The 25,926-nt window shown below is 70.1% G+C and carries 25 protein-coding genes and 1 pseudogene; 11 read left to right on the top strand and 15 right to left on the bottom strand.

Translation table 11 applies throughout. The features are described from left to right. Nucleotides 1-14 precede the first annotated feature (14 nt). Entirely contained in the window at nucleotides 15-4,358 is a 4,344-nt protein-coding gene (locus ACIBK9_RS11615) for an NACHT and WD repeat domain-containing protein (RefSeq protein ID WP_397157274.1), read from the top strand. A gap of 2 nt (nucleotides 4,359-4,360) precedes the next feature. Here the strand turns inward: ACIBK9_RS11615 and ACIBK9_RS11620 are convergent, their stop codons facing one another. Further along, nucleotides 4,361-4,837 (bottom strand): hypothetical protein, encoded by a 477-nt coding sequence (locus ACIBK9_RS11620; RefSeq protein ID WP_397157276.1) that lies wholly within the window; start codon nucleotides 4,835-4,837, stop codon nucleotides 4,361-4,363. Nucleotides 4,838-5,391: 554 nt separating this feature from the next. Between ACIBK9_RS11620 and ACIBK9_RS11625 the strand changes: the two genes are divergently transcribed. Beyond that, nucleotides 5,392-5,535 carry a hypothetical protein gene (locus ACIBK9_RS11625; RefSeq protein WP_397157278.1) on the top strand — a complete coding sequence of 48 codons (144 nt, stop codon included), beginning with the start codon at nucleotides 5,392-5,394 and terminating at the stop codon, nucleotides 5,533-5,535. On the opposite strand, the gene nuoH is transcribed toward ACIBK9_RS11625, so the two are convergent. Together nuoH and ACIBK9_RS11635 are read right to left on the bottom strand one after the other, a co-directional pair. Then, nucleotides 5,523-6,770 carry an NADH-quinone oxidoreductase subunit NuoH gene (gene nuoH, locus ACIBK9_RS11630; protein ID WP_397157280.1) on the bottom strand — a complete coding sequence of 416 codons (1,248 nt, stop codon included), beginning with the start codon at nucleotides 6,768-6,770 and terminating at the stop codon, nucleotides 5,523-5,525. The genes ACIBK9_RS11625 and nuoH overlap by 13 nt on opposite strands. A 57-nt stretch (nucleotides 6,771-6,827) precedes the next feature. Beyond that, nucleotides 6,828-7,604, bottom strand: coding sequence for a helix-turn-helix domain-containing protein (locus ACIBK9_RS11635; RefSeq protein ID WP_397157282.1), 777 nt, complete (start codon nucleotides 7,602-7,604; stop codon nucleotides 6,828-6,830). Nucleotides 7,605-7,909: 305 nt separating this feature from the next. Here ACIBK9_RS11635 and ACIBK9_RS11640 point away from each other — a divergent pair, with 305 nt between their 5' ends. The 3 genes from ACIBK9_RS11640 (at nucleotide 7,910) to ACIBK9_RS11650 (ending at nucleotide 10,383) form a co-directional block, all read left to right on the top strand. Next, the gene (locus ACIBK9_RS11640) at nucleotides 7,910-8,722 is read left to right on the top strand and encodes an SDR family oxidoreductase (protein WP_397157284.1); all 813 of its coding nucleotides are present in this window, start codon (nucleotides 7,910-7,912) and stop codon (nucleotides 8,720-8,722) included. A 377-nt stretch (nucleotides 8,723-9,099) separates the two neighbouring features. Further along, entirely contained in the window at nucleotides 9,100-9,444 is a 345-nt protein-coding gene (locus ACIBK9_RS11645) for a hypothetical protein (RefSeq protein WP_397157286.1), read from the top strand. Between the two features lie 114 nt (nucleotides 9,445-9,558). Next, a complete protein-coding gene (locus ACIBK9_RS11650) occupies nucleotides 9,559-10,383 on the top strand; it encodes a hypothetical protein (protein ID WP_397157288.1) in 825 nt (274 codons plus the stop codon). A 99-nt stretch (nucleotides 10,384-10,482) separates the two neighbouring features. Here ACIBK9_RS11650 and ACIBK9_RS11655 read toward each other — a convergent pair whose 3' ends face one another. Next, nucleotides 10,483-10,773, bottom strand: coding sequence for a hypothetical protein (locus ACIBK9_RS11655; RefSeq protein ID WP_397157290.1), 291 nt, complete (start codon nucleotides 10,771-10,773; stop codon nucleotides 10,483-10,485). Between the two features lie 117 nt (nucleotides 10,774-10,890). On the opposite strand from ACIBK9_RS11655, the gene ACIBK9_RS11660 reads away from it, so the two are divergent. After that, nucleotides 10,891-11,757 carry an alpha/beta fold hydrolase gene (locus ACIBK9_RS11660; RefSeq protein ID WP_397157292.1) on the top strand — a complete coding sequence of 289 codons (867 nt, stop codon included), beginning with the start codon at nucleotides 10,891-10,893 and terminating at the stop codon, nucleotides 11,755-11,757. Nucleotides 11,758-12,438: 681 nt separating this feature from the next. Here the strand turns inward: ACIBK9_RS11660 and ACIBK9_RS11665 are convergent. The 5 genes and pseudogenes from ACIBK9_RS11665 to ACIBK9_RS11685 form a co-directional block, all read right to left on the bottom strand. Then, nucleotides 12,439-12,752, bottom strand: a pseudogene (locus ACIBK9_RS11665) (hypothetical protein); the annotation flags it as partial. A gap of 35 nt (nucleotides 12,753-12,787) precedes the next feature. Then, complete coding sequence (locus ACIBK9_RS11670; RefSeq protein ID WP_397157294.1) at nucleotides 12,788-14,104, bottom strand: hypothetical protein; 1,317 nt, start codon at nucleotides 14,102-14,104, stop codon at nucleotides 12,788-12,790. A 114-nt stretch (nucleotides 14,105-14,218) separates the two neighbouring features. Next, nucleotides 14,219-14,992, bottom strand: coding sequence for an alpha/beta fold hydrolase (locus tag ACIBK9_RS11675; protein WP_397157296.1), 774 nt, complete (start codon nucleotides 14,990-14,992; stop codon nucleotides 14,219-14,221). Between the two features lie 48 nt (nucleotides 14,993-15,040). Then, complete coding sequence (locus ACIBK9_RS11680; RefSeq protein ID WP_387649012.1) at nucleotides 15,041-15,688, bottom strand: nitroreductase family protein; 648 nt, start codon at nucleotides 15,686-15,688, stop codon at nucleotides 15,041-15,043. A 13-nt stretch (nucleotides 15,689-15,701) separates the two neighbouring features. After that, nucleotides 15,702-16,799 (bottom strand): MFS transporter, encoded by a 1,098-nt coding sequence (locus ACIBK9_RS11685; protein ID WP_397157298.1) that lies wholly within the window; start codon nucleotides 16,797-16,799, stop codon nucleotides 15,702-15,704. 135 nt (nucleotides 16,800-16,934) lie between these two features. Between ACIBK9_RS11685 and ACIBK9_RS11690 the strand changes: the two genes are divergently transcribed. The 3 genes from ACIBK9_RS11690 to ACIBK9_RS11700 all read left to right on the top strand — a co-directional run bounded on the left by ACIBK9_RS11690 (nucleotide 16,935) and on the right by ACIBK9_RS11700 (nucleotide 18,019). Continuing rightward, a complete protein-coding gene (locus tag ACIBK9_RS11690; protein ID WP_397157300.1) occupies nucleotides 16,935-17,405 on the top strand; it encodes a MarR family winged helix-turn-helix transcriptional regulator in 471 nt (156 codons plus the stop codon). A gap of 207 nt (nucleotides 17,406-17,612) precedes the next feature. Further along, nucleotides 17,613-17,765 carry a hypothetical protein gene (locus ACIBK9_RS11695; protein ID WP_352324543.1) on the top strand — a complete coding sequence of 51 codons (153 nt, stop codon included), beginning with the start codon at nucleotides 17,613-17,615 and terminating at the stop codon, nucleotides 17,763-17,765. A gap of 14 nt (nucleotides 17,766-17,779) precedes the next feature. Then, complete coding sequence (locus ACIBK9_RS11700; RefSeq protein ID WP_397157302.1) at nucleotides 17,780-18,019, top strand: hypothetical protein; 240 nt, start codon at nucleotides 17,780-17,782, stop codon at nucleotides 18,017-18,019. Between the two features lie 91 nt (nucleotides 18,020-18,110). Here the strand turns inward: ACIBK9_RS11700 and ACIBK9_RS11705 are convergent, their stop codons facing one another. Both ACIBK9_RS11705 and ACIBK9_RS11710 read right to left on the bottom strand, forming a co-directional pair. Further along, entirely contained in the window at nucleotides 18,111-18,479 is a 369-nt protein-coding gene (locus tag ACIBK9_RS11705; protein ID WP_397157307.1) for a hypothetical protein, read from the bottom strand. A gap of 348 nt (nucleotides 18,480-18,827) precedes the next feature. Further along, the gene (locus ACIBK9_RS11710; RefSeq protein WP_397157309.1) at nucleotides 18,828-20,162 is read right to left on the bottom strand and encodes a PLP-dependent aminotransferase family protein; all 1,335 of its coding nucleotides are present in this window, start codon (nucleotides 20,160-20,162) and stop codon (nucleotides 18,828-18,830) included. A 129-nt stretch (nucleotides 20,163-20,291) separates the two neighbouring features. Here ACIBK9_RS11710 and ACIBK9_RS11715 point away from each other — a divergent pair, with 129 nt between their 5' ends. Further along, a complete protein-coding gene (locus ACIBK9_RS11715; protein WP_397157311.1) occupies nucleotides 20,292-21,068 on the top strand; it encodes an enoyl-CoA hydratase-related protein in 777 nt (258 codons plus the stop codon). A 989-nt stretch (nucleotides 21,069-22,057) separates the two neighbouring features. After that, on the top strand, nucleotides 22,058-23,131 hold the full coding sequence (locus ACIBK9_RS11720; RefSeq protein WP_397157313.1) for a glycosyl hydrolase family 18 protein: 1,074 nt from the start codon (nucleotides 22,058-22,060) through the stop codon (nucleotides 23,129-23,131). Nucleotides 23,132-23,648: 517 nt separating this feature from the next. Here ACIBK9_RS11720 and ACIBK9_RS11725 read toward each other — a convergent pair. From ACIBK9_RS11725 to ACIBK9_RS11740, 4 genes are all read right to left on the bottom strand, one after another. Then, nucleotides 23,649-23,885 (bottom strand): hypothetical protein, encoded by a 237-nt coding sequence (locus tag ACIBK9_RS11725; RefSeq protein ID WP_397157315.1) that lies wholly within the window; start codon nucleotides 23,883-23,885, stop codon nucleotides 23,649-23,651. After that, nucleotides 23,878-24,003 (bottom strand): hypothetical protein, encoded by a 126-nt coding sequence (locus tag ACIBK9_RS11730; protein WP_397157317.1) that lies wholly within the window; start codon nucleotides 24,001-24,003, stop codon nucleotides 23,878-23,880. The genes ACIBK9_RS11725 and ACIBK9_RS11730 overlap by 8 nt, the downstream gene beginning before the upstream one ends. 307 nt (nucleotides 24,004-24,310) lie before the next feature. Beyond that, nucleotides 24,311-24,520 (bottom strand): hypothetical protein, encoded by a 210-nt coding sequence (locus ACIBK9_RS11735; protein ID WP_397157319.1) that lies wholly within the window; start codon nucleotides 24,518-24,520, stop codon nucleotides 24,311-24,313. 31 nt (nucleotides 24,521-24,551) lie between these two features. Then, nucleotides 24,552-25,757: an alpha/beta hydrolase family protein gene (locus tag ACIBK9_RS11740; protein ID WP_397157321.1), complete on the bottom strand. Its 1,206-nt coding sequence runs from the start codon at nucleotides 25,755-25,757 to the stop codon at nucleotides 24,552-24,554. Between the last annotated feature and the right edge of the window lie 169 nt (nucleotides 25,758-25,926).

Here is a 25,926-nt window from a genome sequence, read left to right on the forward strand (position 1 = left end):
GATGGGGGTTGTGGATGGGATCGGCCACCGGGGTGCCCGGCGATTCCCAGGCGCACGCGGCGCGGGAGCGGATCGCCTCGGTGGTGCGGCGAAGCGGGAGCGGCCTGCTGAAGCTGTCGCCGCACGCGGTCATCGCGACGTTGTGCGCCAGCGCCCTGGTGCCGCTGGCCTTCGAAGGCGCCGATGGTCCCGTCGCGGCCGGGGTGCAGGTGCTGGCCGGTGTCGGCGGCAACGTGCTGGCCGATGTGATCATCAAGTCGATGGACGCGGTACGGAGACGCGCCGCCGGCCGTCTGCTGTCAGGGGAGGAGATCGAGAACGAGATCGGAACCCAGCTCCTGCAAGCCCTGGAGGCCGCCAACAGCAACACGCCGGACCTGCGACGGGAGATCGCCGGCGTGCTGCACGGGATCGATGCGGCAGGAGCCGCTCTGGAGGCCGCGCTCACCAGCGGAGACCAGCGGCTGCAGGCCCATCTCACGACGGTCTTCGCCGAGTTGAGCGGAAGCTTCGCCGAGTTCCGTCAACTGCTGGGCGATCTGTCGGGCAAGGCCACTCAGCTTCAGGACTTGCTGTACCGCCAGGCCGCCGAGCAACGGCACGATCGGGATCTCGCCCTTCAGCAGTCGGTGCAGCTGATCCTGATACGTGATGAGATAGCGGCCGTCAACCGGCGCGCGGCCACCTCGCAGCAGCAGGCGGATGCCCCCAGTCCTCGATGGTTGGACGAGGCGCCGTACCGGGGGTTGTGGCCGTTCGACCGCCACCATTCCCCGATCTTCTATGGCCGTGAGCGCGCCACCGCGAAGCTGCTGGGCAAGCTCGCTGAGCGCTTGCCCGGGGCGCGGCCGGCCATGGTCACCGGCGCGTCGGGGGCGGGCAAATCCTCCCTGCTGCGGGCCGGGCTGCTGCCCGCGCTGGCCCGCGGGCTGCTGCCCGGCGCCGTGAACTGCCGGGACTGGCCGCAGGTGGTGATGACTCCGACCGCGCGCCCACTGGATGAGATGGCGGTCCGGTTGAGCGCTCTGGGCGGGCTCGAACCAGGTGCGGTACGCCGCTCACTGGAGGCCAATCCGCAGGACGCGCACCTCACCGTGCGGCACGCCGTACTCGCTGATGCCGAGCGGCACGCCCGGCACGAGGCCGGTCGGCTCGTGCTGGTCGTGGACCAGTTCGAGGAGGTGTTCCTGCTGGCCGGCGGTCGGGAACGCGAGGCGTTCCTGACCGCCCTGGTCGCGGTCGCGGGCACGCCCGCGCTGGTCGTCCTGGCCGTTCGTGGCGACTTCGCCGCCACCTGCGCCGCTCACCCCACGCTGGCCGAGGCGTTGGAGGACGGGCAGTTCGTCCTCGGTCCGATGACCGAATCCGACCTGCGCCGGGCCATTACCGGGCCGGCGGGCATCGCCGGTCTGGAGGTCGAGGCAGGTCTGGTCGACAGCGTGCTGAGCGATCTGCGCTCGTACGCCGACGAGGGCGGCTATGGCGCAGGCGTGCTGCCCCTGTTGTCCCAGGCGATGCTTCTCACCTGGGAGAAGAGCCAGGGCGGAACGCTGACCAGCAGGACGTACGGGCTGGTCGGCGGCGTCGCCCATGCCGTGGAGTCGGCCGCCGAAGAGGTCTACGGGAGCCTGTCCGCCGAGCGGCGACGCCTGGCGCGCGAGGTGTTCCTGCGGCTGGCCGCCACCGGCCCGGACGGGCGGCCGGTGCGCCGCCGCGTCACGCGCGCCGAACTGCTGGGCTCGCACGCCGCCGGCCGGGCGGCCGACGTGAATGACGTGCTGGAGGCGTTCACCGAGCGCCGGCTCCTCGTTCAGGGCGGCGCCGACGAGGGGAGCCCACGCGGCACCGTCGAGATCGCGCACGACGTGCTGCTGAGCGCGTGGCCCAAGCTGCACGGCTGGCTCGACGACGATCGTAGCGACCACCTGGTGCTGCGGCAGTTCCTGGACAGCGCCGCCGACTGGCAGGCCAGAGGCCGCGATCCGGCGTTCCTCTACCGGGGCACCAGGCTGACGGCGCTGCAGGAGGCGTTCCCCCGCTGGGACGACGATCCTGTACGCAGCCCCGCGCTCACCGGCGTGCATCGCGCGTTCCTGCACGCGAGCGAGCGGGCGGCGACGCGGACCACGCGGACCCGTCGCGTGGTCCTCGCCCTGCTCACCATCCTGGCGCTGGCGTCACTGACGGGCGTCGGCGTGGCGATGAACCGCGCCACCGAGGCGAGCAACCAGGAAAGCACCGTGCGCTCGCGCGAACTGGCCGGCCGCAGCGTGGAGTTGAGCGAGACCGATCCGGCTCTGTCCCGGCTGCTGGCTGTCACGGCCCATGAGATACGGGACACCCCGGATTCCCGCGCGGCCATGACCACCGCCCTGCTCAACCCTGCTCGCGCCGTGTTCACCGGTCACGTCGGCGAGGTCGAGAGGGTGGCGTTCGCCCCCGACGCGAGGACGCTGGCCTCGGCCGGACGTGACGGCAGCGTCCGGCTGTGGAACATCGCCACGGGCCGTCCGATCGCGCGCTTCACCACCGGGCCGGGCGAATGGGCGCGGGCAGTGGCTTTCAGCCGCGACGGCAAGCTCCTGTTCTGCGCGAGCGGTACGGAGGAATCCAACAGGGGCGCGATCTACATCTGGGACGTCGCCGGCCAACGGCAGGCCGGCGCCCCGCTCACCGTCGCGGACGTCATCGAGGGGCAGACCGTGCGCTTCAACGCGCTGGCACTCAGCCCCGACGGCGAGACGCTGGCCGGGGCGGGAGACGACGGCATCCTGTACCTCTGGGAGGTCGCCACCCGGCGGCGCCTCGCCCAGATCACCGCCGACCAGGTCGAGGACGTCGTCTTCAGCCCGGACGGGCGCGTACTGGCCACCGCCGGCACGGACGGAACCGTGCTGTTCTGGGACGTGGCCCGTCGCCGCGAGATCACGCCCCGGACGGCCACCCGCAAGGGCAACATCACGGCGTGGAAGGTGGCCTACACCCCTGACGGCACCAAGCTGCTGAGCGATGACAGCGATGGAACCGTGCGCTGGTGGGACACGACCACCCACCGCCGGCTCGGCGCCGCCCTCAAAGCCTCCGGTTCGGCGCTGGCCGTCAGCCCCGACGGCGTCACCATGGCCACCGGCGGTGAGGCGGGCACGATCGCCCTGTACGACCTCAGCACCCGCCGGCCGGTCGGCGCTCCCCTCGTCGGCCACACCGGCACGCCGCTGGACGTGGCCTTCTCCCCGGACGGGAAGGCGCTGGCCAGCGCCGGGAACGACGGAACCGTACGCGTCTGGGACCTCGTCCGCGGCCGGCAGATCGAGCGGCCCGTCACCAGGCCCGGCACCGGCGATGTCTACGAAATGGCCCTCAGCCATGACGGCCGTACGCTCGCCACCTCCAGCGGCACGAGCGTGCTGCTGTGGAACCTGGCCGGGCGCGACCGCCGCGGACGCCTCGTCGTGAGCCCGCTCGGGCAGCCCATCGCGCCGGGCAGGACCGGCGACGGCGGCCCGGTGGCCTTCAGCCCCGACGGCACGATGCTGGCCACCGGCGCGGCCGACGGCGTGATCGACCTGTGGACGGTCGCCACCCAGCGGCCGATCGGGCCACCGCTGCGCGGCCACACCGAGCACAACGGGCAGAGCTGGGTCCGCGGGCTCGCGTTCAGCCCCGACGGGGGAACGCTGGCCAGCACCGGCGCGGACGGCACCTTGCGGTTCTGGGACGTACGCGCCCGGCGGCAGCTCGGCCCGCCGGTGGCAGGCGTGCGCGGTTCCGCCCTGGCCTTCTCCCCCGACGGCGCCACCCTCGCGGCGGGGCTGGACGACGGGAGCATCCGCCAGTGGGATCGGCGTTCCCGCCGCGAGAAGGCCGCCCCGCTGCGCGGCCACATCGACGCCGTCACCTCCATCACGTACAACGCGGACGGCTCGCTGCTGGCCAGCGCGAGCAGCGACCGCACGATCCGGCTGTGGGATCCGCACGCGGTACGGCCGAAGAACCAGCCGCTCGTGGGGCACACCCACACGGTATGGAAGGCGGCCTTCAGCCCCGACGGCCGGCTGCTCGCGAGCGCAAGCCGTGATCGTACGATCCGGCTGTGGGACGTCGCCACCCAGCGGCCACTCGGCCGTCCACTGACCGGACACGACGGGGACGTCTCGGGGATCGCCTTCACCCCGGACGGCCGCACCCTCGTCAGCACCGGCTATGACTCCACCATTCGCGCGTGGAATGTGAACCTGCCCTCCGACCTCGAAGCCGCCGTATGCGCCCTGGCCCAGCGGCCGATCAGCCGCGCGGAGTGGAACCTGTACGTACCGGGCAAACCGTACGTGCCGACCTGCGCTGCCTTCGTACGCTGAGTTCAGCGTGCCGGCCGGGCGGGCGGCCTGAGGCCGTCCATCAGGAGGTCCAGCAGGCGACCGGCCTTGGCTTCATGCTCGCGCCGGGGGGCCACGGTGAAGATGCCGATGAGGGAGGCGGCGACGTCTTCGGCGGTGACGTCGGAGCGGAGGTCGCCCGCCGCGCGACCGGCGTCGGGAATCGTGGTGATGGCCGCCAGTAGCTCGCTCCGGGTCTGCGCATGGGCGATCTCGCCCGACTCGATCATCGAGAGCAGCGTGTCGAGCATGCCGTTCTTGGTCGCGATCCAGTCCCCGAACAGGTCCATCCAGCATCGCATCGCCGCGGCCGGGGGCAGTCGGCCGAGCACCTCGCGGGCGCCCTCCGACGTCCGCACGGTCCACGACAACGCCCATGCCGCCGTGTTCTCCGTCGACCGGCAGGTCGTCGCCCGAGACCGCATCCGCCGGCTCACGCTGCTGACCGGGGTCGTGACCATCGTGCGCCACGAGAACGATCTCGTCGTAGTGCGCGCGGCGACCGAAGCCGAGGCGCCCACTTGTGGAGTGGCAGATACCCGCCCCTGGGCGTCACCGCGAAGCGTCCAATGGAGAGGTGACGACCAGACTTTCCCGGGCCCCCTCGGGCAGCGTTGGCGCTGGCCGGGCTCATCGCCTCCGCCGCGGCGGGCGCGGCCCTTGCCTCCACCCGAACCACGACGCCCAGCGTTCCGGCAGCCCCCGCTCCGGAACCCGTGCACCCCCCTCCCCCAGCCCCCTGCCGGGCCCCTCCATCGTCATCTTGGGCTCTTGACCCCTTCTCGCAGGCCAGAGAGAGATGATCTTGTAAGGCATGTAAGGCACTGTGGCGAGCGGTAAAGCCACAGGCGCGAGGTTCGCCGCGAGGAGGAACAGAGAGCATCCAAGCCCCCGGGCCCATGTGATCCGCCACAGCGCAGGCGATCTTCGTTCGGCTGCTCGTTATCCCAGGTGAGGCCCGTGGCGCAGGGCCCAGAGGAGAGGATCGGCGACGCGGAACGGAGCAAAGACTGGCGTGTGCCTGGGCTGGAGCCGCCCCGGCTGGATCGCCCTCGGCGTCGGCTTCGCCCTCGTCGGCCTCCTGGTGCCACCCGCGGCCCGGCTCGCCGAACGGCGGGCGACCCTGGTCAGCGCCCGGGTGGCGGATCAGCGGCCGTGATAGTGCGGCAGATCGAGCGGCGGCACCGGGAAACCGCCTGCGGTCGGCTCTTCGCCGAGCTCCTCGAACTCGGCGTCGACCTGTGCCTTCCTGGCTTCCCTTCGCCGCTGGCCGACGGTGTCGAACCGCATCCAGATGGCCAGTACGCCGACGGCGATGACGACCCCGAGCGCGATGGAGACGACTCCCGGGCTCTGCGTGATCGTACGGACGGCGGCGACGAGGAGGATCCAGCCTAGGTTGACCGGGATGAGGACCTTCCAGCCCAAGGACATGAGCTGGTCGTAGCGCACGCGGGGCAGCGAGGCCCGGACCCAGATGATGAAGCAGAACGTCAGCACGAACTTGATGAAGAACCAGAGCATCGGCCACCAGCCCTCGTTCGCGCCCGCCCACAGCGAGATCGGGAACGGCGCCCGCCAGCCGCCCATGAACAGGGTGACCGCGATGCCGGAGGCGGTGAACGTGTGCAGGTACTCGCCCATCATGATCAGAGCGAACTTCAGCGACGAGGAGTACTCCGTCTGGAACCCGCCGACCAGCTCACCCTCACCCTCGGGCAGGTCGAACGGAATCCGCGCCGCGTCACCGAACATGCAGACCACATACACCAGGAACGACGGCAGCAGCATGATGCCGTACCACAGCGACGTCTGCGCGTTCACGATCTCCGAGGTCGACAGCGTCCCGGCGAAGATGAAGACGGCCACGAACGACAGGCCCATCGCGATCTCGTAGGAGACCACCTGCGCCGCCGAACGCAAACCACCGAGCAGCGCGTACGGCGAGCGCGACGACCACCCGGCCAGCACCACCCCGTACACCGAGATGGCCCCCATCGCCAGTATGAACAACACCGCCACCGGCAGATCGACCAGCTGCAACGGCGTCTGGTGCCCGAACATCCACACCTTCGGCCCGAACGGCACGATCGAGAACGCCAGGAACGCCGGAACCACCATCATGACCGGAGCCAGCAGATACAGCACCTTGTCCACGGTGTTGGGGAAGAGATCCTCCTTCAACCCCATCTTGATCGCGTCCGCCACCGACTGCAGGATCCCGAAGGGGCCCGCCCGGTTGGGACCGATGCGGTTCTGCATCCTGGAGATGAGCTTGCGCTCGAACCAGACCCCGAACACGACCCCCAGCGACAGGAAGAGGAACAGGAACACCGCCTTGACGATGGTGATCCCCAGCGGATCCCTGCCGAAGTCGGCGAGCGTGACTCCCATGACGTGCTGCCCCTTCCCGTCCCGGGCACGCCGTTCGGCCGGGAGCGGAAGGTCACGCTATTCGGCGAGCCGCCCGGTGTCTTGAACGAATGCGAACAGCTGCGCGGGCGTCAGCCGCGACATGGCCCTGATCTCCCGGCTGAGATGCGGCTGGTCGGCGAAACCACAGCTCAGGGCCGCGTCCACGGTGGCTGACGGGCGGCGCCAGCTGTCCACGGTCCGCTGGAAGCGGGCGATCCGGGCGACGGTCTTGGGTGACAAACCCACCACTCTGCGGAATCCGAGCTCGACGTACCGCCTGCTGACACCGACCTCGGCGGCGAGGCCCGCGATCGTGCGCGGACAGTCCGGGGCCTGCAGCCGCCACCAGGCGCGCATGATCAGGTGGTCGCGTCCCGGGCCGGGGCGCAGCCACGCCGTCAGGCGCTCCCACAGCAGGGCGAAGCGCTCATCCCAGCTCGCTGACTCGCCCAGCCGCCCCGCCAGCTCCTCGGCCCGGACGCCGAGGAGGTCAGCGAGCGGCACGGTCGTCCCGGCCACCTCCCGGACCGGCGCGCCCGTCAGCGCGGACATCCCGGCGGGGGTGAGCCCGACCGCCATCCCGTGACGCCACGGCGTGCGGACCGCGAACGTCGCGGTGGCGCGCGGGCCGGTGACGATGGGGCTCATGCCGGTGAAGTCGACGATCAAGGTGACCGCGTTGAGCGGCAGCATCCGCGCGTCCTCCGCCGTCCGCGTCCGGAACCCCGCCGCTCCCAGTGCGTACGGGCGCAGGTGCGGCGGCGACCGCCGCACAATCATCTCGTACGGCTCAGCCTGCCTCAGCGCAGGCACCGAGTGGATCATGCCGTGGTCGGCAGGAGCATGGCGCGTGCCTGACGTGCCTTACATGCCAGACCAACCATGGATAACGCGTCAGACACGTTCTGAATCCTTCATGTGCCTAGCATGCCTGACACTCCGACAGCACCGAAGATATCCCCGATTATCTAGTGTTCTCAAGCGAAGTAGCTGGTCAGCCGCATGAAGGCTTGTAAGGCATGTCAGGCAAGTGTGCTGGCCGCGCTGCCGCACCGAGGTCCGAGTTGTCTGACGATAAAGGGGTGGTGGCGTTCAGCCGGACCAGCGATCATCTCCAGATGCCCGTCGAAGAGCGCGCAAGCGCGCAGCGAGGTCCTCTGGCCGGCCGTGTCGCGGTGGTGACCGGCGTGAGCCGGCAGGCCGGGATCGGGTTCGCCCTGACGCGGGAGCTGCTGGCCGCCGGTGCCAGGGTGCTGGTGCAGTCATGGACACCTCATGACGCTGATCAGCCGTGGGGCAGCGACCCGGCGGGGATGGCCGGCGTGCTTGAGGCATTGGGCGGCCTGGGCGACCGGCTGGCGCATGTCCAGGCCGACTTCGCCGATCCGCTGAAGCCGGCGTGGGTGATCGAGCAGGCTGTCCAGCGGTTCGGGCACGTTGACGTGCTGATCGCGAACCATGCCCGCAGCTCGAAGCAGTCACTGGAGCAGGTGACCGCGGCTGAGCTCGACCTGGCCTGGGCGGTGAACGCTCGCGGCAGCGTGCTGCTGACTCAAGCGTTCGCGGCTCAACACGATGATCAGCGCCCCGGCGGCCGGGTGATCTTGTTCACCTCCGGCCAGCACCTGGGCCCCATGCCGACCGAGCTGCCGTATGCGATCAGCAAGGGCGCGATCCACCAGATGACCGCCAGTCTCTCCGAGGCGCTCGTCGATCGCGGCATCACCGTCAACACCGTCAATCCCGGTCCGGTTGATACTGGGTGGGCCAGCCCCGAACTGACCCGGCAGCTCGCCGGCGCCTTGCCCGCGGGCCGGTGGGGTCGGCCGGAGGAGGTGGCTCGCCTGGTCCGCTGGCTCGCCTCGGACGAAGCGGCGTGGATCACCGGACAGGTGATCAACTCCGAGGGCGGGTTCCGACGCTGGAAATGACAGCGCTGATGGGAAAGACCGTGACCCGGACCTACAGGAGGAGTCTGAAGGGTTTGATGACGCCCTCGGGCTAGACGCCCCAGGGAGTCCGCTGACCCAGGCCGGCTCGCAGGCCCTCACCGGTTCGAGCCTGGCCCGCGTGCAGCGCGCCGACGGCCGGGCCGGTGGCGAGCCGACCGCGCTCGCGTCGGTCGACCCGTCAAGTGGGACATCGCCCGGTTTCGAGACGCATGACCAACGTCCCGCACGTGTCTCACATCCATTGGATATCTGTAAGGCACGTACGTCGAGCGTGCCCATGTCTCACCTGCCTGACGCTCGCAAGGCACCCAAGCTAAGTGGAGCAACGAGCAGACCGACGGTCCTGAGGAGCGCGTATGCACCGGACGATCATCTGGCGCCGCAAGAGCATGGACGCCGTGTTCCCCGTTGACATGCGCGCACAGGTCCTCCAAGCGATGGCCCGTGGCGTCCCGCTGGCCACTGCCATGGAAGAGCGCGGGCTGCCCGACGAGGTCGCCTACGGGCGGGCCCGCTGGAACGAGGAGTTCCGGCACCTGCTGTACTCGGCCTTGATGGACGGCCGCGATCCCGCCCTGCGACACGGCTGTCCATGGACCTACAGCCAGTACGGGTGCCGCTGCCCGGAATGCCAGGCCACGCAGACCGGCTGCACCGCGGCGCGGCGGTGGCTGGAGGAGATCACAACCAGGGCCCGGTAACGCGAAGCCGGACTGTGCCGCCAGCCAGGGTGCGCGTCCTAAGTCCGGCCATCGTCGGTCCCAGGAACCCTCGATAATCTTCGGATGCTGCGATTGGTCGTGACGCTCCTGACAATGACTCTGCTCGTCAGCGGCGGGAACCTCCTTATCGGACAGCTCGCCTTCGATGACCACGCCGCCCGTGCCGTCTGGACCTGGCGGACCAGCGGCGCGGCAGAGATCTGGCGCGACGGCTTCGTCCCGACGGAGGGCCTGAGCAAGATGCCGCAGGACGTGGAGAAGCAGATCGGCAGTGACGAGGAGTACGGCTTCGCCGTGGCCGGCCCGCTGCCCGCGGCCCCGAACAAGGCGCGGATCCGCTGGGACGACGGCTCCACCATGCAGGTCCCCGTGATCAGTGCGCGCCAGGCGCTGATCACGCTGTCCCCCTACGAAGAGGAGGCCTCCGCCCAGGACGATCGGGCGTACAAGCTGACCGCTGCCACCTTCACGACCATGCGCATGCGGACCCTGCGCGGCATGGCCACCGTCCCGGCGTGGCGGCTGTACTTCTCGAACCTGCCCGGCCCGATCGACCACGTTGCGGTCGACCGGGCCACGCTCGGCACCGTCGAGGACGCTGTCGGCGACCACCTGCCCCCTGACATCACAGGCTTCGAGGTGCTCGACGAGCGCACCCTGCGGGTGAGCTATGAATACGGCCTCTGCAACAGCCACGAGAGGCCGACCGTCCACCTGCGGGCCGACGAGCGGCCCGACGTCGTGGTCCTCGGAATTGAGGTCCAGGAGCGCGTCAGCGCCGGCCTGTGCCTGGGCGTTGGCGCATCTGGCGAGGGCGTCGTCCCGCTTGAGGAGCCGTTGCGTGATCGGGTGGTGCTGGATGCGAAAAGCCGGCTCCCCGTCTGTCTCCATTGGTCGGCCCCCTGCCGCGCCGGGTGACCTGCGGGCGCATCCTGATGCTGACGGCCGCCATCTGGCATGACCGAGCAACCGGCTGGCCCGCCGCCCAATCACCGATCAGACTTGGGACTTACTCGTCTAGCACTCCATTCTGGTGATGTCGACCCACTGCCAGTCGTGGATCTTGATCCAGCCGGGGCCCTGGATGAGGATGCCGTACGGAGTGTCCAGCGTCGTGTACTTGCAGTTGGTGGGAATGTAGAAGCCGTCGACGTCCTTGAGGCCGATTCCGTTCTCGTCGTGGCCGCTCTGCCCCGGGTTCAGCCAGTGCCAGGTGCGGGAGTCGTTGACGCCGCCCCAGTTGTCGGTGATCCGGATCAGCCAGTTGGTGTGGTTCCAGACCTCGCCGCACATTCCGATGGGGTGCATTCCCCGGCTAGCGCTGGGCCTGTTCCCGCGAGCGTCATGCCGGCGGTGAGGGTGAGCGCGAGTGCCGCTGCCGTGATGAGCCGACGCATGAAGCAACTCCTCCTTACACTCACGTCCATGACCGCGGCCATGATCGAGTTGGATGACGGTACGCAGCTACGCACGTGGACCACGGGCTCGGTCATCCCTCAGAGATTCCCCGTGGTCATGGTGCACGGCGGGCCAGGAGTTCCCGACTACCTCGCCCCGGTCGCCGGCATCATCGACGACCTGTGCCTGGTCCACCGCTACGACCAGCGCGGTACCGGTGGCTCGTGCTGGGAGGGGAAGCACACGATCGCCCGTCATGTCGACGACTTGGCGTTGCTGCTCGATGCGTGGGGACACGACCAGGTTGTTCTGGTGGGGCATTCGTTCGGAACCAGCATGGCCGGCTACTTCTTGCTGGCCCATCCCGAGCGCGTGGCCGGACTGATCCAGATCGCCGGCCCCTTCCTCGATCCCTGGCGGGAAGCCGACCAAGCAGCACAGCGAGCACGACGCACTGACGAGCAGCAGGCCAGGCTCGATGAACTCGATGCGATCGAGCCGCGCACCGACGCCGAGGAGATCGAGTACCTCACGCTGTCGTGGCTTACTGATCACGCCGACCGAACTCGGGCATGGGATTGGGCGCTGGCCTCAGCCCGCACGCTGCGGCCCATCAACTACGCGATGAACGCCCAGCTCAACGCAGCGAAGAAAGCCGACCCGCTCGAAGCACACGTGGACGAACTTCGCGAGCGTCTGCCACCCGGCGCGATGATCATCGGCGGGGCCGGAGACAGCCGCCCGGCTGACGCTCTGCAACGTCTCGGAACCCGCCTCAACTGCGAAACCATCATCATCCCCAACGCGGGGCACCATCCATGGCTGGACGCACCAGACCAGTTCGGTGTGACGCTTCGCGCCGCAGTGGCGAGGCAGGCCCAAGGGCCCAGCTGACGGCTCAATGATCGGCATGTGGGGACACGGCCGGGACTCAGCGTAGACAAGCATCGTGGAATTGCAGCGGGGCATGTTGTGCCTCCAAGCCTCCGCTGGGGGCGACCGAGCGCGCGCGTGGCCGTACGGTCGGACCGGTGCTGTCGATCAACGCGGCGTCCCGCGGGACTTCTGGCCATGACTCTCGCCAGTTGACGATGCCACCCCCGCCACCTTCGTTCGGTGGGTCCTGGGTGCTCAGGGATCGGGGCGGAAGAAGGAGCCCAGCGTCTGAAGGTCGTCGGGGAACATCGGGACGCTGGTGGTCTTGGCCGGCAGGGCGGCGAGGAACTGGGTGAGGGTTCCGTCGTAGATGAACCAGCGGGGGCCCGCGGGCTTCGTTGACGGCCATGGTCCACTGCTCGGGGCTGTCTTCAGGATCGATGATCCAGAAGAGGGATTCGCCGTTGTCGGTGACGCCTACGGCGAACAGGTGCTGGGGGTCGTAGGGGACGGCGTTCTTCTCCGGTGCGCGGTCATCCTCCAGTTGGCCACGGATCACAGTGGGCCACGGATCACAGTGGGCATGGGGCCGGTGAGGTCAACCCATTCGGTGGTGGCGTGGGCTGGTAGAGGCGTAGGAAATCCCAGAAGCTGCCGGGCCCGTAGGTGTCAATAAGGATCTTGTAGTCGGCTGGGAGTGCCCGGCCCAGGGTTTTCTCGACGCTCGGCCCGCCGCTCGCCGCCGCGGCCGACCGGGACCAGGTCGCCGGCCTGGGCGGCGAGCCGCCGCAGATTCTCCCAGCGCCACAGGTGCGGCACCGCGCGCGAGCGCGGATGCGCCGGCATCAGGTCGCCGATCTCCGTCCACAGCGGCACGAGCAGTTCCCGCTCGAAGCCGCGGTAGAGCTCTTCGAGCGCGGGGGGACGGCGGGCTGGTCCGGCCCGTCGGCCGCGCGGAGCCGTACGGGGAGGGTGGGCTGCTCATAGGACCCATGGTGCGGGCGTAACGCGATGAGGAACCCCAAACTCTGCTGGGCAGAATCCGAGCTCAGTTCCCCTGGCGGTATCGGCCCTCGTCGAAGTACGTGCGCAGCCGCGCGTCGTGCCGCGCCACGGCGTCGGGGTCGGCGATCCAGAACGAGTACGCCTCCGCGAACAGCTCCCCGAACGACGTCTCCGCGTACGTCGTGAGGTTCCTGGCCACGCCGCCGTTGTGCACGAACTGGACGAAGTCCCGCAGGCACGGGGTGATCGGCCGGCCCTGCGGCGTCACGTAGGTCCGCCGCCACCGGGCCTCGGAGATCTGCGCGTCGCACCATCGCACGATCTCCTGCCGGTAACTCCGCCACTGGTCGAGCGTGAGCGTCCCGGTCACCTCGGCCTTGACCTCGGCGAACGCCTCCTCCGGCTGGTAGGTCCCGTCCCGGGCGGCCGTGATCCATCCCTGGAGCTTCTCGATCGTGTCGGCCAGGGCGTTGAACTGCGTGATGGGGGCGCCGCTCGCCAGGCCGGTGGCGAGCTCGTTCAGCGCCTTGTTGTCGGTCCGGAGCTGGATGGCGTCGGTCACCCGGTTCTCCGGGACGCGCTGCGGAGCTGGGTAGCGCGGCCCGCCGATGCTCTCGACGACCCGGGCCGCGTTGTCGCGGGAGTCGTACCGGCACGCCACGCTCTCCACGGCGTGGCCGACCTCGTGCAGGATGCCGCGTACGCTCGGTGGGCAGGCGGGCGAGGTGAGGCCGCCGTAGAAGCCGATGTCGTCCTCCTCGAAGATCGCGTCCGCCAGTTTGAGCATGCCGGGCGAACCGGTCCAGGGGCCTCGGTCGTAGCTGAAACTGCCCTTGTTGTGGCCGTCGTCGGACCGCAGGACGTTCACCCGCTGGATCTCGACGCCGCGCAGCGCCGGATGGTCGGCGGCCGGGACGCGGCGCAGCGCCTCGTACAGCTTGGCCAGCTGGTCGGCGCTCCACGCGCCGGAGATCGCGGCGAGGGCGTAGGTGTCCTTGAGCCACTGCCCGAGCTGGGCCGGGTCGCGGTGCGGCGGCTCGGGGCCGGTCGGCAGGCCGCGCCCGACCAGGGTCGCGGTGGCTCGCTTGCCCGCCCCGTAGGCGAGGACCACCTGCCCGACGGACGCGGCGGTGAGGGGCAGGATCTGGTGGTTGGTCCTCGTCGCGTACGGCTGCGGGACGTAGGTCGCCAGCAGCCAGGTCAGCGCGTTGCGCTCGGCGTCGGTCCCGCCGCCGGCCCTGAACACGACGTCGGCGGCGGCGAGGCCGTTCTGCCTGGCCGCCGACGTGGCGGCCTCCGCGGTCAGGGGATGCGGCAGCTCTAAGTCCTCGAATCGCTCGTAGGTGTAGTCGATCGGCATGGCGGCCTCTTCTCCTGATCACCGCACCGCGCGCGGGTGCTCTGCCCTGTCCCCGAGCGGCTACGGTCAGTCCCTGATACGAGCGGCCGCGTGATCCTTCGGCGCGTCCCGGTCTCAGCCCTGGCCCGCGCGGGGTGCGCCGGCAGTGCGGTCGAGCTCGTCGATGAAGGTCAGGATCCGGGAGTTGACCCGTTCGGGGAACTCGCCGTTGCTGGCGTGGGAGGCGTCCGGCCACAGTTCGACGACGCCGTGGGAGAGCAGCCGGCGGGCGCGCTGCCCGGCCTTGCCCGGATCGTGGATGATGCTGCGCCCGGCGATCAGGGCGAGCACCGGCGCCTCGACGCCGGCCACCTGGTCGTCGGCTGGGTACGACGGCGGCGGCAGGAAGGAGGTGAAGTCCCGCATGCCCGCCGAGATCAGGTTGGCGATGGGCTCATCGCCGGAGGCGTCGGCTCCGCCGGAGATCCAGCTCAGCAGCTTGCGGCGCCACGACTCGGGGAAGGACGGCACCACCGACCCCAGCGAGACGATGACGACCTTCCAGGTGATCCGGCCGAACGTGATCGCGGGGTCGAGCAGGCTCACCGAGGCGATCTTGTCCGGGGCGCGCATGGCGAGCTGGAAGGCGCTCCACCCGCCGATGGACACCCCGAGGAGGTGCACCCGGACGGTGCCGAAGCCGGTGGTCACGTCGTGGGTCTCGGCGGGCTCGGGCAGCTGCGCCATGGCCTGGTCGTGGGCGGTGCGGTAGCGCGCGAACGCGGACGGGTCGCGGAAGTGGCCGAGCCGCCTGCCGCGGAAGGCGGCTCCGGGCACGCCTTTCTCGCCAGGGCCGTCGCCGACCCCGACGTGCTCGCGCTGTACCGGACGGGCGGCGCGGCGGTCCACCGCGAGATCGCCGCCCTCGTGACCGGCCGGTAGGGCCGGAACGGGCTCTCACCAGCGGTCCCAGTGCAGGACCTCCTCGCGCGGGATGCGGGGAGCGGGCCTGAACTCGGTGCCGATGGTGAAGGCCAGCGGGATGAACGCGGCCAGCATCACCTTCTCGTACGGCACCCCGAGAACCTGGGCGAGCTCCCGTTCGAGGGGCGCCTGCGCGGTCGTCCACACCGTGCCGAGGCCGCGGGCCCGCGCGGCCAGCATGAAACTCCACACCGCCGGCAGGATCGACCCCCAAGCCCCCGCCTGCGCCTCCACCGTGGCGCGGTCGGTGCGCCCCTCGACGCCCGGGATGACGAACGCGGGCACCCGGTGGATGTTGGCGGCCAGGTGACGCAGCCCGTCGAAGACCCGCTCGGTGGAGCCGCGGTGGTAGTTCATGCGCCACAGGTCGCGCTCGCTCAGCGGCTGCCCGGTGGCCCGCGACAGGGAGCGCAGGAAGAGGTCGGCCACGGCCCGCCGCTGCTCGGGCTCGGTGACGACGAGGAAGTGCCAGCGCTGCCGGTTGCGTCCGGTGGGCGCCTGTACGGCCAGGTCCACGCACTGCTCGATCAGCTCGCGGGGCACCGGACGGGTGAAGTCGAGGCGTTTGCGCACGGCGCGGGTGGTGCTCAGCAACTCGTCGGGCGTGAGATCCAGTGTCATGGCAGGTGTCCTTTCAGTCGATCGGTACGGCGGCGGGACGGCGGGCGCGCAGCCCGTAGGCGGCGACCAGGGCCCCCAGCAGCGAGAACCCGCCCGCCACCAGGAACGCGAGCCGGTAACCGGCCAGCGGCGACCCGCCCAGCGGCAGGACGGCGGCCAGCACCGCCACCCCGACCCCCGCCCCGATCTGGACGGAGGACGTGACCAGCCCCGAGGCCAGCCCCTGCCGCGCGTCGGGCAGGCCGGCGACGGCGGCGATGTTGAGGCTGGGGAAGGACAGCCCGTTGCCGACGCCGTGCACGACCAGCGCGGGCATCAGCACCGTGAGGTAGTCGCCGGTGACCCCGGCCCGCAGGAACAGCAGGATGCCCGCCCCCTGGACGAGCATCCCGGCGGCGGCCACCCGTCCCAGCCCCCAGCGGCTGATCAGCCGGCCGGCCAGGTTGGCCGTGACGACGATGGCCAGGCCCATCGGGACGATCCCGAGCCCGGTGGCCAGCGCGGTGTAGCCGAGCACCTGCTGCAGGTACAGGACGGTGACGAACTGCCAGCCGATGGTCGCGCACGCCCAGGTCAGCGCGGCGAGGTTGGCGGCGCCCACCGTCCCGGACCTGAACACCTCCAGCGGGACGAGCGGGCTGGGCCGCCCGCGTTGGATGAGCACGAAACCGCCGAGCAGCGCCACGGCCACCACACCGGCCGGCCAGTTCCGCTCGGTCAGCGCGAACACCAGCAGCAGCACGCCCCCGGTGACCGCGACCGCCCCGGCGGCGTCGAACCCGCCGCGCGCCCGCTGCGGCCGGACGTCGCGCGGCAGTGCCAGCGGCGCCGCGGCCAGCACCAGCGCCGCGACCGGCACGGGCAGGAAGAACACCAGCCGCCAGCTGATCTCCGCCAGCAGGCCGGAGGCGATCAGCCCGGCGGTGTAGCCGGTGGCCCCGGCCAGCGAGTAGACCCCGAGCGCCCGGTTGCGCGGCGCGCCCTCGGCGAAGGTGGTGGTGATGAGCGACAGCAGGGCCACGCCCATCAGGGACAGGTCCATCGAGTCCAGGAACACCGCCGCGCACAACACCACCAGGGCCGTCCGTGCGACGCGCTCAGTCCGTGCCACGTCCACTCTCCATCTGAGTACAAACAATTTGCTGACAGACGATTGGGACCGTACGGCTACAAATCATCTGCTGTCAAACGATTGGAGGTGAGATGGTTTGCGTTAGACTCGGCGTCGGAGCGAAGAGGGGGATCCATGGCGACCACCACCAGGACAGGCGACCGCGCACGCCAGGCGTACTTCCCGCGGCTGGCCGCCGAGCGGCTGGACATCGCGTTGTGCCGGGCCTCGGCCGCCGTGGCGCGCGCCGCCGACGCCCACGCCACCACGCAGGGGCTCGGCGTCGGCCAGCAGCTCGTGCTCCAGATGCTCGACGCCGTCGGCCCCTGCTCGCAACAGACGCTCAGCGAGGAGCTGCGCATCGACCGCAGCGTCATGGTCAGCGTCTGCGACGACCTGGAGCGGGCGGGCCACGTACGCCGCGAACGCAACCCCCGCGACCGCCGCTCCTACGCCGTCACCATCACCGACCCGGGGCGGCGGCGGCTGGCCGAGGCGCAGGCCGCGATCCCGGCCTTCCTCGACGACACCTTCCAGTCCCTCACGCCGCAGGAGCGCGACCAGCTCACCGCCCTCCTCGGCAAACTCCTCAACACCGGTTCCTGAGGCGTCGGCTCCTGGGGCGCCGGTTCTCGAGGCGTCGGGCGGCCGTGGTTGTCGTCCTCCCTGTGGCCGGAGGGACCGGCCTCGGGGAGGAGCCGGGGCCGCCGCCGGCGTCCGACAATCGCAGTGCGGCCCCGGAGATCATCGGGGCATCCGGCGGCCGTCACGGAAGCATCTCGCGTACGTCGCGACCTCACCGCAGGAGCCCATGTGACCCGTCTTCGTCCCGTCATCACCGTCGCGCTGCTGGCCGCGGCCACAGTGGGGGCGCTGTCCCTGCCGGCCCAGGCCACCGAAGGCAAGTCGTGCAACACCGGACCGAACGGACCCGCCTGCCACTCGCCCGGCTGGGGAACCAAGTAACAGGAAGGATCGCCATGCGTCACGCACGCCGCCTCGTCATCGCCACGCTCCTGGCCGCCGCCTGGGTGGTCCCCGCCGCCGTTGCCGCCCAGGCCGACAGCCGGACCGACTGCTACCAGATCTACAACCACAACTACCAGGCCCTCGTCGCCCGGGGCTGGAGCCCTGAGAAGGCCGCCAACGAGGCGCTTCTCTACTACGAGGAGTGCATGCGGCTCAAGGAGAACCCCGCTTCGAGCACCCCGACTGACTGAACCCCGCCGCGAAGCGTCCTGCGGCTGCTGTCGCGCACGCCCATCCACGCAGGAAGGGCGTGCGCGGAAGCAGCCCGTCAGACGCCGCCCGTCAGATGCCGATCGTGAGGGTTCCGGGCGCGGTGAGCCGCGTGACGCCACCGCCGGCGCAGGCGAGCGGGTCGGGCTGGAGCCCGAGGCCCTGCGAGATGGCGGGCAGGCCCTGGTACCTGCCGTCCTGGATCGAGCCGGTGGCGATGACCTGGATGTAGCCGGCGACCCGGTTCACGACCCGGTGGTAGGCGAACGTGCTGTGCTCTCCGGAGCTCCAGCGGAAGGTCCGGGTCCCGTCGCCCGAGGAGAGCAGGCTGGTGCAGGTGGCGCCCACCGCCGTCCCGGACTCGGCGTACCAGCCGGTGGGGGCGGAACCGTCCGTGCTGACCCAGGTCGGGCTGTCGGTGCCCGACCCGGCGCGGCTCATCCACGATTTCTGGACCACCGTCTACCAGGCCGTCGACGCGTAGACAGCCTGGTAGGGCATCAGCTGTCGTGGCAGCGGTCGCGGGTCGGCTCTCGTTCGTCGAACCCGGCCGAGCGGCAGGTGGCGACGGCGCCGACGTTCGAGGACGGGGTCGTGAGCGCGGCGGTCAGCGTCGCGGGCGTCGGCCGTGGCCGCGTCGACCCAGGGGCTCGTCACTCAGCCTGGATTGATCGGCAAGGCGTTCCAATGTCGGCTCGTCACCTGAGATCGGTCAAGAACGCATGCATCCGCAGAGCCGGTACCGGCGCGGAACCCGGCGGCCCGGGGCGCGGCTCCTGTCGGCATGTGTCATGGGGGGATGGTCTCGATCGCGTCCTTCAGGCAGCGCAACGCGGCCCCGAGCTCGTCCCGGGGCGGTGTGGCCAGTGCCAGCCGGAGTGCCTGGGGACGGTGGGGGCCGGTGGCGAAGGCGTCTGCGGTGGATACCAGGATGCCTTTCTCCGCGAGCACGGCCGCGACGTGATCGGGGCGCTGGTGCGACTCCAGGCCGAGCCACACGATGTATGAGACCGGGTGTGCCGTGAGGTCCAGGCCGGCGAGCGCGGCGCGGGCGATGTGCTGCCGGGCGGCTGCGTCCTCGCGGCGGTCTTGCTCCAGGCGCGTGACGGTTCCGTCGGCGATCCAGCGGGTGGCGAGCGCGGTGACGACACCCGGGGCTCCCCAAGCCGCGGCACGAAGACCGCTCGTGGCCGCCTCCAAATGGCGCTCGGGCAGCACAGCGAAGCCGAAGCGCAGGCCGGGTGCCACGTTCTTGGACAGGCCGGCGACGTAGCAGGTGCGTTCGGGCGCGAGGGCCTGGAGCGGCGGTGGCGGTGAGGCTTCGAGGAAGGCGTAGGTGCCGTCCTCGATGATCAGGCAGTTGTGTGAGTGGGCGAGGGCGGCCAGCCGGTCGCGCTGCTGTCGGTCGAGCACCCAGCCGAGCGGGTTGTGCACGGTGGGCATCGTGTAGATCGCGCGGACGGGCCGGGCGCAGCACAGCTGATCGAGCGCGTCGAGGTCCGGTCCCGTGGCCGTGACCGGGATGGGGGCCAGGTCGAGGCCGTGTGCCGAGGCGAGGAGCTTGATACCCGGGTAGCTGAGCGCGTCGACGGCGAGGACGTCGCCGGGTCGGGTGAGGGTGTGCAGCACGATGTCGAGCGCCTGCTGGGTCCCGCTCGTCAGCAGGACGTTGCGCGGCACCGTGTCGATCCCCCGCCCCAGCAGGTAAGTGGCCACGGCCGCCCGGTCGTGCCGGTGTCCGCCCGGCGGGTGCTGGCGCAGCAGCGCCTCGACGTCTCCCGACACCGCCATCGTGCGCAGGGCCTGCCGCAGCAGGTCGGCCTGCCCGGGGGCCAGGGGCTGGTTGAACGACAGGTCCGCCACCCGGGGCACCGGCAGAGTGCGCGACGGTTCGAGCCCGTCGTAGCCGGACCGCACTCGAACGAACGTTCCCCGGCCCGGCTCTCCCACGACCAGGCCCAAGGCGGCGAGCTCGGCGTAGACCCGGGTGGCCGTGGCCAGCGCCATCCCCCGCTCGCGCGCGAGAGCGCGGTGGGTCGGAAGCCGGGCACCGGTCGGAATCGCGCCAGAGCGGATGGCTGACGCGAACTCGTGAACAACGGCCTTGTAGGACGACGGTCCCATGGCACACCTGCTGCCCCTTGCAGAACCCGTTGGGACCGCCCCATTGTATCTAGGACGATTATTGGATCGTCCTAGATGGGTGCTCGTAGCCTCAGAAGGTCGAACCCAGAGGAAACGGAGCACCCCGGCATGACCGTGCGCATCGAGCGAGAAGACCAGATAGTGGTAGTCACCATCGATCGAGAGCAGAAGCTCAACGCCCTGGACTACCCGACGATTGACGCGCTCCTCGCGCAGCTCGACCTCATCGACTCCGACGACAGCATCCGGGCGGTCATCCTGACCGGCGCCGGGCGCAAGGCGTTCAGCGCGGGCGCGGACATCCCTTCGCTGGCCTCCAGCATCGCAGGAGGACCCGAACGTGCGCTGCGCGAGATCGTGCGCCGCGGTCACGGGCTGACGCGGCGGATCGAGGAGTTTCCCAAGCCCGTGATCGTCGCGGTCAACGGTCTCGCTTACGGCGCCGGCTGCGAGATCACCGAGGCCGCTCCGCTGGCGATCGCAGCCGAGCACGCCGCCTTCGCCAAACCCGAGATCACCCTCGGGTTCCCGCCCCCCTTTGGCGGTTCCCAGCGCCTGCCGCGACACGTCGGTCGTAAGCGGGGCCTGGAGATGATCCTGACCGGCGACCCGATCCCGGCCGCCCGAGCCGCCGAGCTGGGCATGGTCAACACCGTCGTACCGGCAGACGAGCTCCTCGACGCCGCACGGGACTTGGCCGCGCGGATCATCCGGCACGCGCCGACGGCCGTCGCGGCGTGTCTGCGCGCGGTGACCCGCGGGATCAACCTGCCGATCGACGAGGGCCTGGCGGTCGAGGCGGCGAGCTTCGCCGCCACCGTGCCCACCGACGGCGTGCGGACCGGCCTGCAACGGTTCCTCGACCGGACGAGTGTGTCGGCCTGAACCTGGCGGAAGAGTCGGCGCTGCTCGCTCGTGACCGTCCGGCGCGTGCGTGAGCGCCACGAGCCAAGAAGACAGACGAGGACCGGGCCAGGAGGACACCGTTGGCGGAACCAGCCGTGATGTGACCAAGCCTCGGCGCTGCCTCATGTGCCGGTTCGTCCCGCGCGCGGTCGAACTGCTCGGCAATCTCGGTTTGTGCGGGTGGCGGAGCTGCTCCAGGTGGAGAAGCGGATGCGGCAGCGCCGGTGTAACCGTGGAGGCCGCGCGCCTGCTGTTAGCTGATTCCGTGTCTCTTGAAGACGCACCAGTACCAGCAGGTGAAGGTCCTGCCGAAGGCTTCCGCGCTCTGGTACTTCATGTGGACGAGTTCCCACCCTTGTTGGCCCAGTTCGTTGAGCTGCTTCTCCACGTCTGGGTCTTTCAACGTAGCGATCTTGTACTCCCACCGTCGTGCCATGCCGAGGTTCTCCCCGCTGGTCTTCGCCTCGGTGCGGCTGGGGTACACAGTAGGCCGCGAAGGGCTGGAGGATTCGCGGCTTAGTCGTCGAAGGTGCGAGCCGGGTAAGGGGCTTTCAGGTGATCAGGTTGATCCAGATGCCGATCGGGATGGAGAGGAGCCCCCCGGCGACGAGGCCGACGATGAGGAGCATCCACTCGCGGCGCCGCTGCCTGGGGCGTTCGGCCATGGCCCTGGCCTCGGTTTCGGCTGCGACGGCTTGGGCGATCTTCGTGACGTACTCGTCGCTGAGTTCTGCCGGGGATGCGTGCCGGTGCGTGGCACTGGCGTTTGCGGCGACTCTGCTTCGATCCAGTTCGGGGTTCGCCGCCGGAGGTCGATTACTTGTCCGACATTCGGTGATGGGCCACTGGCTGAGCGCTCATGGCGACGCGAGCCCTTGTGGGACCCGGGTGTGTCCTCCTGGGGAGGGACAGCACCATGCAGAATTAGTTAACCTCCTTTCCAGTTCCTCGTGAACGGAGGTATCGGCATGCGCCGTCTGGCCGCGCTCGTCTCCTTATTCCTCCCCCTCCTTCTCCTGCCCGTCCCCGCACAGGCCGCTGCGACCCCGCTGCAGGTCTACGGCGCCTGGCACTGCGGTGATGACGCCTGCATCTGGGGCAACGTCCGCAGCCCAACAGACTTCGACGCGAAGAACCACTGGCTGATCGACCGAGGAGACGGCCGCCCCTCGGTCAACCTCGTGGTGCTCAGCTTCGTCCACCCGGTCAAGTTGCTGCACAAGACCACCGACGCGCAGACCCTCGACGGCGTGCCGCGTGGCATGACCGCTGACATCGCGAACTACTTCACCAGCCGTGGCATCCGGGTGATGCTCTCCATCGGCGGCATCACGTACACCACCGCGTGGAACTCCGCCCTGGCGGAGAATGCGGCGCAGTTCGGGCGCAACGCGGCCGAGGTCGCCCAGCGGCTCGGCGTCGGCATAGAGATCGACTACGAGGAGAACAGCAGGCCCGACCTGGCCGGTCTGCAGGCCTTCGTCGACGCCTACCGCTCCGCCCTGCCGTACGACGCGAGCGGTGCGAACCCAGCCGCCCGGCTGACCATCGACCTCGCCGCCGGTGACCGCTGGCTCATCGACATCACCAGGAAGGCGACCGCGGACTGGCTGCGCACCGACACCCCGGTCCTTGACTACGCCAACGCGATGGTGCCCGCCCAGCAGCCCAGGAGCTCCGACGCCATCGCCAACTGGCAGGAGCACATCGACGGCAAGACCACCTACTCTCCGCCGATCCCGTCGCTGGCTCCGGCCAAGTTCACCGGCGCGTTCTACATCGCTGAAGGAAGCAAGGTCCGCGCCGAATGCACGAACTTCAGCACCTCGCTGCAGAAGTCCACGGGATCGTTCGTCCAGACGGCCGCGCCGAAGGGTGCCGGAACCACTTCCGGCATGCTCGGCTACATGTTCTGGGCCGCCGAACGTCCCTCCACAAGGGGCGTGACCACCGCACCTCCGAACAGCTGCGAGGGAGGAGTGGGCGGCGGCGCCACCGCGTACGCCATCCCCCTCCCGATGCCCGCCCTACGGCAAAGCTGACCGCCTCCTGGGACCGGGCCGCCGGTCCCAGGACAGACCGATTACCCGTCCGAGATTCGCTGACGGGCCACTAGTGTCGTTGCCGGCGCTGTCGAAGCGGGGACAAAGTAGGCGATCAGCAGCGCCTTCTCGAACTGCTCGCAAGTCATGATCAGTGCCTGCCCGCAACGAGGAAATCACCCGCCGGCTGCCCGACCCCGCCCGGCTGATCGTCGACCCCGAGATGCTCGACGTCGCCCTGCCGTTGTCCGCCAAGGCCGTCACTCCTGGGCTCGGGTGCTGCCGCGCGGGTCGCTCACCCGCGTGGACAGCGAACTGCTGCGAGCCAGCGCATCGGCGAGTTGGAAGACGAGGTAGGCGCCATCCGAGCGAGGGCCGGCCGCTGCAGAGGCTGCGGAGGCCCTCTCAAGCCGCACGGCGACCTGCCCGGTCTACGCGCCGAGAAGGGGTACTGCTACGACTGCATCCAGCAACTGCGGAAGGCCCTGCCTGCGTGCTTGGCAGGGCCTTTCGCAGCTCATGCGCAGATCACGATCTCCCGCTGCGCGATCACGTTCACAGCGCGTGGATCGTCGCCGGCAGGCGTGACCAGCAGCCATCGATCCGGGTGCTCGACGTCATACCCGTGCTCATCCAGCCAGGAGATCGTGTCGGCGTCGAACGCGGCGTACGACACCGGTGAGTCGCCCAGCTCGTCGCCGACTGCCTCACGCCCAGCGTCGCCCTCGATCAGGGACAGGGTGTACTCACGCATCGGCCACCGACCCGAACGCGCGGCAGCCGACGACCGTGCCGTCCACGTTGCGCACCTGCTCGTGCGGGACGAGCAGGTCCTCCCGCCCGGCCGCGGCGAGCGCGGCCAGGAGCGGCACGATGTACCAGACCCCGGGGGCCGGATCGGGGTGTCCGCGGAGTAGATGCGGACAGGGGGCGGGGTCATGTTGACCACCATCGGAATCCTCCAGAGGGCGGCCAGCACCCGCAGGCGCTGGCCCAGATCCCTCGAAGGGGCGATGAGGTCGTTTCTGTTCTTCTACTTCCTACAGATGGACGAAGCGGAGACTCAGATCTCCCCCTCCAGTTCCAGCAAGTGCCAGTCAGTGGCCAGCCACACCCACACGGTGCGCTCCTGCTGGTCGCGCAGCGCCGCCATGTACTCGAGCACGGACGTCTCCGGGGTCACGCCGAGCAGTTCCTGCTGCCGGACCGGAGGTGGGCGCGGATCGCCGCCACGCGCCCGGCTGCACCGTGCTCCTCCCGGAGTCGTTCCCGGAGGTCGGGAGACGCCGTGAGGGTGCCGTCCTCGGCGGTGCCGAGCCGGTCGCGGGCCCACGCCTCCCGGTGCGGACGCCTGCTGACGGCGAGTTCAGCGGTCCCGGGCCCCGTCACACGAGGATGGTCATGCCGATCAGAAAGCCGGTCACCGAAGATCGGTGAACCACCGCAACACCGTCGGCATCGCCGCGAGGGGCGAGTCCATGTGACCGATGTCCCCAACGTCGGTCAGTGTCGCGTCCGTGCCGTGTCGCCGCAGGTCACGCAGGCAGTTGCGGGAGTTGCGCGCCACCACCTCCCGGTCGCCCCGGGCCGCGAACAGCCGTACAGGCACCCGGGGCCGCCACGACGAGCACGTGTCGTCGTTCGTCTCCAGCGCCTTCAGCACCGCCCCTGACGGGTTCAGGTACCACTGCTGGAACTTCGGCGTGAGCACGTCCAGCGGTGAGGCGGGCAGCCCGGCGATGATCTCGTCGAACGTGTGATTCCCGTCGTAGAGCGCCTCGACCGCCGGGTCCTGGAACGCCTCGGCGGGCGAGTCGTAGAAGTGGTGCAGCCGGTTCATGGAGGCGGTCCAGTACGCCAGGTAGAACGCCGAGGTGCGCGGATCCAGCCGTTCCGCGATCAGCTCGGGGAACTGGACGTGCTGCACTTCGTACGGCCCGGAGATCGGCGCGAGGCCGCGCAGCCGGAACCCGAGCCCGGGGCCGGCCTGCAGTTGCCGGCCCACCGCCATCGTCGCGGTACCGCCCTGGGAGAAGCCGGTGACCAGCACGTCCCCGCTCAGCCTCCGCCCTTGGCCGGTGGCGAGCGAGCGGGCGGCGCGCAGCAGGTCCACCGTGGCGGAGGCCTCGCTGGCGTGGTCCATGTACGGATGGAAGCCGGGGGCCGTGCCCAGCCCGAGGTAGTCGGGGGCGACGGCGATGAACCCTGCCGCGGCGAACATCATCGGCACCGCCCGCCCGTCGCCCTCGTCCATCGAGCCGACGTAGGCCCTGGTGGCCGTCGTGCCGTGCTCGTAACTGACCGTCCACAGGTCTTTCCTGGACTTGTGGGGGACGGCCACGGTGCCGCTGGCCGTCGTCGGGCTGCCGTCCACGCCGACCGTACGATAGACGACGGCGTACAGGTCGGCGCCCTGGGCCTTGGGTGGGACGGGGAACTTCGACTCGCGCAGGTACGCGGCGATCTCCGTGGCGGACAGGCTTTTGATCTTTTTGGCCGAGACGAGCGAGCCCTGCTCCACCTGAGGGGTGGACAGGGCCAGTGCGGCGGGGGCGGTGGCCGTGGCCAGCACGAGTCCGGCGCAGGCCAGGGCGAGCAGCCCAAGCGTCTTGCGGGTTCTCCTCATGTTCCTTGACGCTAGAGATCATCCAGGAGCCGCCCCATCCTGCACACCGCCCAACCGTTGGTAGGGCCTACCGGATGGCGCGTACGCCGTCTGGTGCTGTGACCGGAACCGGGTTGGGTGGGGATTTCAGGCTGCGGGAGCCAGGGGCCGGCCGCCCCAGCGGATGCCC

Origin of the sequence: Nonomuraea sp. NPDC050227 (genome assembly GCF_044459705.1) — a bacterium.
In the GTDB taxonomy this organism is placed as follows: domain Bacteria; phylum Actinomycetota; class Actinomycetes; order Streptosporangiales; family Streptosporangiaceae; genus Nonomuraea.